Source organism: Lentzea sokolovensis (genome assembly GCF_033949975.1).
Classification (GTDB): Bacteria; Actinomycetota; Actinomycetes; order Mycobacteriales; family Pseudonocardiaceae; genus Lentzea; species Lentzea sokolovensis.
This window is the reverse complement of sequence record NZ_JAXAVU010000014.1, coordinates 464066-475272: the sequence shown is the minus strand read 5'-3', so window position 1 is coordinate 475272 and position 11207 is coordinate 464066. Positions and strand designations below refer to the sequence as shown.

General features: G+C 70.5%; 12 protein-coding genes. 9 read left to right on the top strand and 3 right to left on the bottom strand.

The window, feature by feature from the left end; all coding sequences use genetic code 11:
• Window positions 1-207 precede the first annotated feature (207 nt).
• From SK854_RS36265 to SK854_RS36245, 5 genes are all read left to right on the top strand, one after another.
• A complete protein-coding gene (locus SK854_RS36265) occupies window positions 208-1128 on the top strand; it encodes a patatin-like phospholipase family protein (protein ID WP_319979659.1) in 921 nt (306 codons plus the stop codon).
• A gap of 153 nt (window positions 1129-1281) precedes the next feature.
• Window positions 1282-1857 (top strand): TetR/AcrR family transcriptional regulator, encoded by a 576-nt coding sequence (locus SK854_RS36260; protein ID WP_319979658.1) that lies wholly within the window; start codon window positions 1282-1284, stop codon window positions 1855-1857.
• Complete coding sequence (locus tag SK854_RS36255) at window positions 1854-3248, top strand: amidase (protein ID WP_319979657.1); 1395 nt, start codon at window positions 1854-1856, stop codon at window positions 3246-3248. Before SK854_RS36260 ends, SK854_RS36255 begins: the two co-directional genes overlap by 4 nt.
• Window positions 3249-3259: 11 nt before the next feature.
• Window positions 3260-4111: an alpha/beta fold hydrolase gene (locus SK854_RS36250; protein WP_319979656.1), complete on the top strand. Its 852-nt coding sequence runs from the start codon at window positions 3260-3262 to the stop codon at window positions 4109-4111.
• 4 nt (window positions 4112-4115) lie between these two features.
• Window positions 4116-5588 (top strand): amidase, encoded by a 1473-nt coding sequence (locus SK854_RS36245; protein WP_319979655.1) that lies wholly within the window; start codon window positions 4116-4118, stop codon window positions 5586-5588.
• Here SK854_RS36245 and SK854_RS36240 read toward each other — a convergent pair.
• Window positions 5578-6531 (bottom strand): alpha/beta fold hydrolase, encoded by a 954-nt coding sequence (locus SK854_RS36240; RefSeq protein WP_319979654.1) that lies wholly within the window; start codon window positions 6529-6531, stop codon window positions 5578-5580. The two genes, SK854_RS36245 and SK854_RS36240, sit on opposite strands and share 11 nt — an antisense overlap.
• Window positions 6532-6598: 67 nt before the next feature.
• On the opposite strand from SK854_RS36240, the gene SK854_RS36235 reads away from it, so the two are divergent.
• The gene (locus tag SK854_RS36235; protein WP_319979653.1) at window positions 6599-7186 is read left to right on the top strand and encodes an XRE family transcriptional regulator; all 588 of its coding nucleotides are present in this window, start codon (window positions 6599-6601) and stop codon (window positions 7184-7186) included.
• On the opposite strand, the gene SK854_RS36230 is transcribed toward SK854_RS36235, so the two are convergent.
• A complete protein-coding gene (locus tag SK854_RS36230; RefSeq protein ID WP_319979652.1) occupies window positions 7173-8390 on the bottom strand; it encodes an MFS transporter in 1218 nt (405 codons plus the stop codon). The genes SK854_RS36235 and SK854_RS36230 overlap by 14 nt on opposite strands.
• Before the next feature lie 122 nt (window positions 8391-8512).
• Between SK854_RS36230 and SK854_RS36225 the strand changes: the two genes are divergently transcribed.
• Window positions 8513-9166 carry a winged helix-turn-helix transcriptional regulator gene (locus SK854_RS36225; RefSeq protein ID WP_319979651.1) on the top strand — a complete coding sequence of 218 codons (654 nt, stop codon included), beginning with the start codon at window positions 8513-8515 and terminating at the stop codon, window positions 9164-9166.
• On the opposite strand, the gene SK854_RS36220 is transcribed toward SK854_RS36225, so the two are convergent.
• A complete protein-coding gene (locus tag SK854_RS36220) occupies window positions 9144-9290 on the bottom strand; it encodes a hypothetical protein (RefSeq protein WP_319979650.1) in 147 nt (48 codons plus the stop codon). The genes SK854_RS36225 and SK854_RS36220 overlap by 23 nt on opposite strands.
• Window positions 9291-9579: 289 nt before the next feature.
• On the opposite strand from SK854_RS36220, the gene SK854_RS36215 reads away from it, so the two are divergent.
• Both SK854_RS36215 and SK854_RS36210 read left to right on the top strand, forming a co-directional pair.
• Window positions 9580-10563: a HAMP domain-containing sensor histidine kinase gene (locus SK854_RS36215; protein WP_319979649.1), complete on the top strand. Its 984-nt coding sequence runs from the start codon at window positions 9580-9582 to the stop codon at window positions 10561-10563.
• The gene (locus SK854_RS36210) at window positions 10560-11207 is read left to right on the top strand and encodes a response regulator transcription factor (RefSeq protein ID WP_319979648.1); all 648 of its coding nucleotides are present in this window, start codon (window positions 10560-10562) and stop codon (window positions 11205-11207) included. Before SK854_RS36215 ends, SK854_RS36210 begins: the two co-directional genes overlap by 4 nt.

Below are 11207 nucleotides of genomic sequence, written 5' to 3'. Positions count from 1 at the left end.
CTCAAGAATGTGCCGCGCGCGGAAACGGCCGCGCGTGTGGAAAAGGGGACGACTGAACGGCCATCGGTCATCGATGGCCTGTCACATCCAGGGCTCACCCTGAGATGTCGTCTTCACCCACCAGCACGTCGAGCTCCTCATCGAGGGCGGTTGATCTCACGTCCACATTAGCAGCGTGGCGGAAGCGCCGCAGATAGGGTTTTGAGCATGGCGGTTCTCGAGTTGCTGCGCGAGCGGAAGCGACGGCAAAGCCTTCCAGGACAACGGAACGACGATGCCCGGCTGGTGCTGCTGGTCGAAGGTGGAAGCTCACGCGGCGTCTACTCCAGCGGGATGACCGTCGCGATCGAACGGCTCGGGCTGCTGCCGCTGTTCGACGCCGTCTACGGCAGTTCGGCGGGGTCGCTGAACGCGGCCTGGCTGCTCTGCGGCCGGGCGGACCAGAGCAAACACGCGTGGTGGGATCCGGCCGTCATGCGCACGACGATCAACCCGCGGCGCGCGTTCACCCGGCGGCCGGTCGTGGACACCCATCACCTCGTTCACACGATCTACACGCAGGTCCACCCGATGGGTTTCCAGGAGGTCCTCGACAACCCCGTGGAGTTCCACCCGATGACCACGGACGGTCTCACCGGCGAGCCCGCCGACCTGCACGGGTACGTGCGGGACACGGTGAGCCTGCAGACCGCGCTGCGGGCGTCGGCCGCGATGCCGTTCCTCGCCGGCGACCCGGTGGTGATCGACGGCCGCCCGTACGTCGACGCCGGGCTGAGCGAGACCATCCCCGTCGGGACGGCGATCGCGCAGGGGGCGACGCACGTCGTCGCCCTGCGCACCCGGCGCGAGGACGAGTCCCAGGGGACGCCGCCGTCCCGTGGTGAACGCCTCGTGCTGTCGCGCTGGTTCGCCCGGCACGCGCCAGGAGTCGTGGCGGGCTGGTTGCGCCGCGAGGAGATCAGGGCGCAGGACGAGGAACTGCTCGCGTCCCACCCGGACTGCCTGCAGATCCGCCCGCCGCTGGGCAGCGCGGTGATCGGCCGGACCGAGCGACGCCCGCGCGTCATGCAGGACGCCCTCGACGTCGGGGTGGAGGCCGCGATGAGGCACCTGGGCCGTGTCCTGTAGGGCTCGTCCGCGATAGTCGCGGCCTCCGGGACTCTCGACCGTGACTCTCATCGAACGGCCCTGCAGGACACGGCCCAGGCAACGGCCACTTGTGACGGAGAGCCGGTCGGCCTACGATATCGCTACAACTTGTTGCGAATTGGAGGGCTGCCGGTGGCGGGGCGTCCGCGGGATCCCGAGCTCGAACAGCGGCTGCTGGCGACGGCGTGGTCGCTGCTGACCTCGAACGGCTACGACGCGCTGACGTTGACGCAGGTCGCGGCGCAATCCGGCGCACACAGGACCGACGTCTACCGGCGCTGGCGCAGCAAGGTGCGGCTGGTGGCGGACGTGCTCGACGCGTACCTGCCGCCCGTGCCGGACCCCGACACCGGCACGTTGCGGGGTGATCTCAGGGCGTTCGCGGAGGACCTGGCCAGGGCCTCGAACGAGCCGTGGAACGACGGCCTGGTCGGCTTCCTGGCGGACCTGCGCGGGGACGCCGAGGCCGAGCGGACGTTCCGGGCGCTGGTCGGGCGCCGGTCGCAACCGCTGGTCGACGCGATCGCACGGGCGGTGCGGCGCGGTGAGATCGCCGAGGTGCCGGCACTGCCGTTCGTCGGCAACCTGCTCGAAGGTCCGCTGATGCACCGGCGGATGTTCGGTGGCGAGCCGATGACGCCCGAGGAACTCGACGTGGTGACGGAGTCGGTGCACCGCCTGCTCACCGGCACCTCGGTGAAGCCATGAGCCTGCACGAACTCTCGGCCGCACAGCAGCTGAAAGCACTGCGTGCCAAGGAGATCAGCTCCCGCGAACTGACCGGGCACTACCTGGAGCGCATCGGGCGGCACGCCGACCTCGGCGCGTTCGTGACCATCGACGGGAGTGCGCTCGACCAGGCCGCCAAAGCGGATGAACGGCTGGCCGCGGGAGATCGGGCACCACTGCTCGGACTGCCGTTGGGCATCAAGGACCTCGCGGCGACGGCCGGTCTTCGCACGACGTTCGGATCGGCGGCGCTGGCCGAGTTCGTGCCGCCGGAGGACTCGTGGACGGTCGGGCTGCTGAGGCAGGCGGGCGCGGTCTTTCTGGGCAAGACGAACACGTCGGAGTTCGGGGCGACCTGCTACACGGAGAACGACGTCACGCCGAGCCCGGCCGTGACTCCTTACGCGCCAACGCGTTACTCGAGCGGCTCCAGCGGTGGTGCGGCCACGGCCGTCGCGGCGGGACTGCTGCCCGTGGCGCACGCCAGCGACGGCGCCGGCTCGATCCGCACGCCCGCGGCGACCTGTCACCTCGTCGGGATGAAGCCGAGCCGCGGCCTGGTGAGCCCGGCGCCCGCCGCCTCGTTCCTCGTCGCGAGCACCGAGGGGCCGATGGCGCGCACCGTCGAGGACGCCGCGCTGCTGCTGGACGTCATGGCCTCACCAGCGCCCGGCGACCTGTACGGATGGCGCAACGAGGGCGGTTTCACGGCCCTGAACCTCCAGCGCCGCCTCAAAATCGCGATGTGGACGGACACCGGCACGAGCGAGGACACCGACCCGCAGGCGGAACTCGCTGTGCGGCGCACGGCGAAAACGCTCGAAGAACTCGGCCACGACGTCCAGGAGATTCCGCTGCCCGCCCGCTGGGACGAGCCCGTGAGCCACGCGATCCTGGCCTGGTTCGCCTACCAGGTGGGTGCCGTGACCCAGATGATGGTGCCGCTGAACCGAACCCACCTGCTGCGGCCGTACACCCGGCGCCTACTCGCCATCAACGAGACGTTGTCCGCCAACGACATCGTCATGGCACAGGCACTCCTCGCCCGCTACGCCAGCGCGTTCCTGGCCGCGGTCGACGACTACGACGTCGTGCTGACGCCCACGACCAACGGCCCGCCGGTACCGATCGGCCACTACGCCGGCGACGAGGCCGACCTGATGCTGAAGTGGTCCTGCCACACGCCGTGGGCGAACCTCGCCGGAGTTCCCGCGATCTCGCTCCCGTCGCACGTGGACGCCGACGGACTGCCGCACGGCGTGCACCTCGTGGGCCGCAACCGCCGTGATTCCGAACTGCTCGCCCTCGCCGCACAGCTGGAAAGCGCGGCCCTGTGGGACGAAGTCCACCCGCCCAGCTGGCACCGGTGAAGGGTCCGAAGATGCTCGAGAAGATCGTCACCCTGCCGGACGGCCGGGCGATCCGCGCCTTCACGGCGGGACACGGCCCAGGGCCGTTGATCGTCTTCGAGGCCGGGATGAGCGCGCCCGGCTCGTCGTGGATCCACACCCAGCGCGAGGTGAGCGCCCGCCACCGCACTCTCGCCTACGACCGCGCGGGCTACGGCGGCAGCGACGTCGACCCGCACGACCGCACGCTCGACCGGATCGTCGACGACCTGACCGCGTTGCTCGACGCGCTGGGCGAGACCGAACCGGTGGTGCTCGTCGGGCACAGCTGGGGCGGCCCGATCATCCGGGTGTTCGCCGACCGGCACCCGCGACGCGTGGCCGGGATGGTGTTCGTGGACGCGACCCTCGCCGAGATCATGTCCACTCGGAACGCCAAGGTCGCGGCGAGGTTCTTCAGCCTGATGGCGGTGATCGCACGCCTGGGCGGCAAGGGACTGATCAAGCGGCAGGCGTTCCGCAACGGAGTCTCGCCGGAGATCTCCGCGGCCGACGTGGAGATCATGACGCGCGACTACGCGACCGCGCGGGCGATGAAGGCGGGCGGCCGGGAGGCGGCGCAGATCGGGTGGGCCCTGCCGGTCCTGCGCCGGGTGCAGGTCGCGGGCACGCCGGACGTGCCGACGGTCTGCCTTCAGGCGGGACTGGTCGAGCGAGGGATGGCGAAGTGGCGCCCGGTGTTCAACCAGCACGCGGCCGACCTGATGGACGCCGCGCCGCGCGGCAAGATGATCGTCGTCGAGGAGGCGGGGCACCTCATCCCGCAGGAATCTCCCGCGGTCGTGCGCGACACCATCTTCGGCGTGGCCGAGCAGCTACCTTGAGCGCGTGGAATTCGACGAGTACCGGAAGTACGACGCCACCGGGCTGGCCCGGCTCGTCGCGGACAGGCAGGTCTCCGCGGCAGAACTCCTCGCGACGGCACGGGAGCGCGCCGCCGAGGTGAACCCGCGGCTCAACGCGATCGTGCGGGACGTCCCCGCCGAACCCTCGGACGACCTCACCGGCCCGTTCGCCGGGGTGCCGTTCCTGATCAAGGACCTCGGCCAGGACTACGCGGGCCTGCCCACCTCGAACGGGTCGCTCTCGCTGAAGGCGCTCAAGGTCGCCCAGCACTCGACCGTCGTCCAGCGCTGGATCGACGCCGGCCTGGTGATCTTCGGCAAGACCAACCTGCCGGAGTTCGGCGCGAAGGCGATCAGCGAGTCGACGGTCTGGGGTCCCGCGCGCAATCCGTGGAATCTGGAGAGGACTCCCGGCGGGTCGTCGGGTGGCTCGGCCGCCGCGGTCGCCGCCGGGATCGTGCCGTGCGCGGGCGCGAACGACGGCGGCGGCTCGACCCGGATCCCGGCGGCGTGCTGCGGGCTCGTCGGGCTGAAGCCGGGACGCGGACTCACGCCGTTCGGCCCGGAGACCGCCGAGATGATGCACGGCGCGGCGGTGCAGGGCGTGGTGTCGAGGACGGTCCGCGACACGGCCGCGATGCTCGACGTCATCTGCGGCGGTGAGCTCGCCGGGCCGTACTCGCCCGCGCTCCCCGCGGAATCGTTCGCCTCCTGCGTCGGCCAGGCGCCGGGCAGGTTGCGGATCGGCGTGCGGGTGCCGTCGGCGATCAACCCGGACCCGCACCCCGAGGCGTACGCGGCCGTCGCGTCCGCCGTGCAGGTGCTCACCGAACTGGGCCACCACGTCGAGGAACTGCCGCAGGCGCCGTTCGACGACGCCGTGCTCGCGAAGGACTTCCTGCTGACGTGGTTCGTGAACCTCGCCTGGAAGGTCGCCGACGCGAAACGCCTGACCGGGGCGCCGGACAGCGCGTTCGAACGCGACACGCTGCTCATGGCCGCGCTGGGACGGGCCACGAGCAGCGTCGACTACGTGGACGCGGTGCAGCGGCGGCACGAGCACACCCGCCGCCTGAGCACGTACTTCGAGTCCTACGACCTCCTGCTGACGCCCACCCTGGCGACCCCGCCGCCCGAGGTCGGCCGGTTCGACCTGCCGGTGTCGTTGCAACGGGCCACCGACGTGCTGCTCAAGACCGGCACGGCCCGGTTCCTCAAGCACACGAAGATCGTCGACGACATGATCTCCGACAACCTCGGCTGGGTGCCCTACACGCAGCTCGCGAACATCACCGGCCGGCCCGCGCTGTCGTTGCCGCTGCACTGGACGGCGGACGGGCTGCCGCTCGGCGTCCAGTTCGTCGCGCCGCTCGCGGGGGAGTCGATGCTGATCAAGCTCGCGGCGCAACTGGAAGAGGCGCTGCCGTGGGCCGACCGCGTGCCGGTCATGAACTGAGGAACCGCAGCAGTTCCGCGGTGACGAACTGAGGATTCTCCTCGACCAGCCAGTGGCCGGCGTGCGGGACGTCCAGCGCCCGCACGATGTTCGTCATCCGCGGGGCCGCCGTGCCCGCGATCGCCTGCGCCTGGCCTTCCGCGGCCATGACCAGGGTCGGGGCCTGGGCCGGCCGGGCGGCTTCGGTGTCGCGGACGTCCTGATCCAGCGCGCGATACAGCTCGAAGCCGTTCGACAGGGTCTTGCCGTAGGTCCGCGCGTACTCGTCGATCTCGTCGTCCGCGAACGGGGATTTCGTCGACGTGCCACCGAAAGCGCTGCCCTGGTGGGCGACCTGCGGGTAGAAGAGCTCGAGGTAGTCGCGGACGTCGTTCTGGACGATCGCCTCGGGCACCTGCCGCTGCGAGTGGAACGCGATGTGCCAGCTCAGGCTCCGGTAGCTGCGCGCGTCGATCGCCGGTCCCGGTAGCGGCAGGTCGAGGTAGCCCAGGCGGGCGGTGTCCCCGGGGAACTGGCTGGCGTACTGGAACGCGACGGCGGCGCCGAGGTCGTGGCCGACGATGGAGGCGTTTCTGAGGCCGAGCTTGCTGGTCAGCGCGTGGACGTAGCGCGCGAGCGTGGCCTTGTCGTAGCCCTTCGGCGTGCCGGTGCTGTCGCCGAGACCGGGCAGGTCGAGCGCGTAGACGGTGTGGCGTTCGGCGAGCGCGGGCATGATCGGCCACCAGCCGTACCAGGTCTGCGGCCAGCCGTGGATCAGCACGACCGGGCTGCCGCCGCCGCCCGTGACGTAGTGCATCCGCACGCCCTCGACGTCGGCGAACTCGTGCCGGAACGTCTTCTGGAAGGCCGGATCGTTCTGGGTGACCTGAGCGTGCGGCGGGATCTCCGGAGGTGCCGAACAGGCCGTGATCATGAGCAGCAGTGCGAGCAGGAGCCGTTTCATGAGCCCAGCCTGGGCCGAGGTTGCCGGACCTGGCACGAAAACTTGCCATGGTGGCAAGATGGCGGTCGTGAACCGCGAAACCGAAGACGTTCTCGACGGGGTGGGCGCACGGCTGCGGACGCTGCGCCGGCACCGCGGCATCACCCTCGCCGACCTCGCGACGACCACCGGCATCTCGGAGAGCACCCTGTCGCGGCTGGAGAGCGGGCAGCGGCGGGCGACCCTGGAACTGCTGCTACCGCTGTCGCGCACCTACGACGTGCCGCTGGACGACCTCGTCGGCGCCCCGCGCACCGGTGACCCGCGCATCCACCTCAAGCCGATCCACAAGTACGGCATGACGTTCGTGCCGTTGTCGCGGCGGCCGGGCGGGGTGCAGTCGTTCAAGATGCTCATCCCGGCCGTCCCGGAACCACTTGACCCCACGTTGCAGACGCACGACGGGTTCGAGTGGCTCTACGTCCTGAACGGACGGTTGCGGCTGGTGCTCGACGACCTCGACCTGACGTTGCCGCCCGGTGAGGCCGCCGAGTTCGACACCTCGAAGCCGCACTGGCTGGGCAGCGCGGACGGCGGCGCGGTCGAACTGCTCATCCTGTTCGACCCCCAGGGGGTGCGCACGCACGTCCACGCCGACAAGATCACTTCCGGTTGAGGCGCACCATCGCGACCACGCTGACCAGCGTCACGATCGCGACGACGACGCCGTAGCCGACCGCCATGGGCGCCGCGCCGACGACGCCGACGAGCAGTCCCGCGATGATCGCCGAGCTGCCCATCGCGAGGTAGCCGACGAAGAAGATCGCGGTGAACAGACCAGCCCGCTCGTGCGGCGCGACCTCGGGAACGAGCCCGCGGGTGGTGCCGGCGAACGAGGCGCCGATCCCGGCTCCACCCACGATCGCGGCCGCCCAGAGCAGGGGCAGTGAGACGGCCCCGATGCTGCCGATGAACAGGACGGCGCCGGCGACCATCGCGATCGTGCCGCCGAGCCGCAGCCTCGGAGCCTTCACCCCGCTGCTGAACGCGGAGGCCACAGTGGACGCTCCGAGAGCGACGAAGGCCAGCAGCGAGCCGATGATCGGGCTCTTCACGGCGAACACCGCGACCAGCAACGCGGGCACGAGTCCCATGAACGCCGTCATCGTCATGAACCCGCCGACGATGCCCGGAACCGAGGTCCAGTAGAGCCTGCGCACCTGCACGGGCAGTGAGATGCGGGGATTGAGCGAGGCGATCGCGCCCGGCTTGCGCGTCGCGGTCTCCGGCGTGAAGACCGCGAAGATCGTCCCGGCCGCCATCACCACGGCGAGCACGAACCACACGTCGAAGGCCGCGTTCGAGGAGAACTCGGCCAGCACGCCCGCGAAGAGCGCGCCGATCGCGAGCCCGCCGAGCGGCGCCATGCTGGTCATCTGTGCGCCCAGCTTCTTGAACCGCTCCGGCGCGAGCTCGACGACGGCCGCGCTGAGCGCGCTGGACGCGGCTCCGGTCGCGACACCCTGCACGACCCGTGCGGCGATGACCCAGCCGATGCTCGGGGCGACCAGGAACATCAGCATCGCGACGAGGTCGATGCCCAGCGCGGCGATCATGAGCGGGCGCCGTCCGATGTGGTCCGACAGCGACCCGATCACCAGGATCGCGACGAGCAGCGAGAACGCGTAGACGCCGAACGCGAGGGTCAGCACCCACGGCGCGAACCCCCATTGGTGCTGGTAGACCGGCAGCAACGGGGTCGGCGCCCCGGCCGCCACCAGGATCGCGACCATCGCGGCCGAGATGCCCGCGAAGCCCACGCCGCGTGACAGGTACGGCCGGCGCGAGGCCGTGTCTGTGCGATCAAGCAGTGCGGTCACCTGAAGTCCTTCGAGTTCGGGGGAGTGGTGCGGACGACGGTAGACGCAGCCGCTTGCTTTTTGCAAGTGAGCTTTGAATCACGCAGTTGGCTACGCTAATGCAAGCTTGCTACGGTGAGTGCGTGAAGCGACGTGATTTCGGCCAGTACTGCGGCCTCGCCCGCGCGCTGGAACTGGTGGGCGAGCGGTGGGCGCTGCTGATCGTGCGCAACCTGATCGTCCGGCCGCGTCGCTACTCGGAGCTGCAGACGGGGTTGTCGGGAATCCCGACGAACGTGCTGGCCACGCGCCTCAAGGAGCTGGAACAGGCGGGCATCGTGGAGCGTCAGGTCGCCCCGGCGCCCGCGCGGGGTGTCGTCTACGCGCTCACCGAGGTCGGCAGGTCGCTGGAGCCCGCGCTGCTGTCCCTGGCGCGCTGGGGCGCGACCCAGCTCGGCGACCCGCAACCGGGCGACGTCGTCACGCCGGAAGGCGCGGTGCTGAGCCTCCGCACGGCGTTCCAGCCCGCGAAAGCCGCCGGCCTGACCGCGTCCTGGGAGATCCACGTCCGCGACGCCGTGGTGCACGCGGTCATCGCCGACGGCGAACTGGTGACCGGCCTGGGCCCGGCCCCGGTCGAGCCCGACCTGGTCATGGTTCCGCAGCTCGCCGACGACCAGCTCGCGGCCTACCGGGTGATCATCGCGGTGATGCGGGACGGTCTGGTGGAGCTGCGGGGCGACCGCGAGCTGCTCGACACGTTCCTGCGGGTGTTCACCGTTCCGCTGGCGGCCTGAGCGCGACCGAGCCCGCCAGGATCAGCCCGGCGGCGACGAGCAGCGCGTGCGGCATGAACAGGCCTGCCGCGACGAGCGCGAGTGCGATCAGGTGGAGCGGCCAGGTCTTCTGGCGAGTGGTCATCGGGCGCCTCCCAGCTGGGGGTTGAGGGCGTCGGGTTCCACGATGCGTCAGTGACCTGGGTTCTGGCGATCCGTCACCGCACTCAACCTGGCGGTGGCCTGGGCGGACAGTCGGCGTCGGGCGTGGGTGTCGCCACCCGCCGATGCGGCCCGCGTCACTCCACCCGGCGTGACCGTCCCCACCTCCGCCCCGCCGTCACCTCGCCGACCGGCGCACCTGCCATCGCCCCGCGAACATGGGTGTTGCCACGGATGGACAGGTGGCGCCCTCGCCAGTCAGCCTCGCAGGCGTGGCGGGAAGTGATCACGGAGAGGCGGCGCGCGTGTCGTTGTTCGGGCGGATCTTCCTGCTCAACGCCCTGGTCCTGGTGACGGCGGCCGCCCTGCTGGTGTTCGGGCCCGCCACGGTGTCGACGCCGGCGCCGTTGCGCGAGGTGGTGGTGCTGGCGGCGGGCCTGGTCGTGATGCTGATCGCGAACGCCGTGCTGATCCGGGTGGGGCTCGCGCCGCTGGGCAGGCTCACCCGCGCGATGACCACGATCGACCTGCTCAAGCCGGGTCCGCGGCTGCAGGCGACGGGGCACGGTGAGATCGCCGAGCTGATCACCACCTTCAACACCATGATCGACCGGCTGGAGGCCGAGCGCGGGTACAGCTCGGCGATCGCCCTGTCCGCGCAGGAGTCGGAACGCCGCCGGGTGGCGCAGGAACTGCACGACGAGGTCGGGCAGTCGTTGACGGCGGTGCTGCTCGGCCTCAAGCGGGTGGCGGACCAGTCGCCGCGGGAGACCCGCGAGGAGTTGCTGCAGGTGCAGGAGACCACGCGCAGCACGCTCGACGAGATCCGCCGCATCGCCCGCCGGCTGCGACCGGGTGTGCTGGAGGAACTGGGGCTGGTCAGCGCGCTCAAGGCCCTCACGCGGGAGATCGGCGAGCCGGCGGGACTCACGATCCGGCGGTCGTTCGACAAGAACCTGCCCGCGCTGGACGCCGAGACCGAGCTGGTCGTCTACCGCGTGGCGCAGGAAGGCCTCACCAACACCGTGCGCCACGCGGACGCCCAGGAGATCGAACTGAGCCTGACCGCCCGTCCGTCCGAAGTGGAGCTGCGGCTGCGCGACGACGGCCGGGGGATCGGCGGCAGTCAGGAAGGAGCCGGAATCCGGGGCATGCGGGAACGCGCGCTGCTGGTCGGCGCCGACCTCGCGGTCGGATCGACGGCGAACGGCACCGAGGTCAGGCTCGTCGTCAAGGCGAAGGGGGAGAGCGAATGACCGTGCGCATCCTGCTCGCGGACGACCACGCGCTCGTCCGCCGCGGCGTCCGGCTGATCCTGGACAACGAACCGGACCTCGAAGTGATCGGCGAGGCGGGCGACGGCGCCGAGGCGATCGCCATGGCCCGCAGGGAGCAGCCGGATCTCGCGATCCTCGACATCGCCATGCCGCGGCTGACCGGCCTCCAAGCAGCCCGCGAGCTGTCGAGACTCCTGCCCGACCTGCGCATCCTGATCCTCACGATGTACGACAACGAGCAGTACTTCTTCGAGGCGCTCAAGGCGGGCGCGTCGGGGTACGTGCTCAAGTCCGTCGCCGACCGCGACCTGGTCGAGGCGTGTCGTTCCGCGATGCGCGGCGAGCCGTTCCTCTACCCCGGCGCGGTGAACTCGCTGATCCGCAACTACCTGGACCGCGCCAAGGAGGGCAACGGCTTCCCGGCCAAGGCGATCACCGATCGCGAGGAGGAGATCCTCAAGCTGGTCGCGGAGGGTCATTCCTCCAAGGAGATCGCGGACATGCTCGTGATCAGCGTCAAGACCGTCGAGCGGCACCGGGCCAACCTGCTGCAGAAACTCGGGCTCAAGGACCGCCTCGAACTCACCCGGTACGCGATCCGCGCCGGGCTCATCGAACCCTAG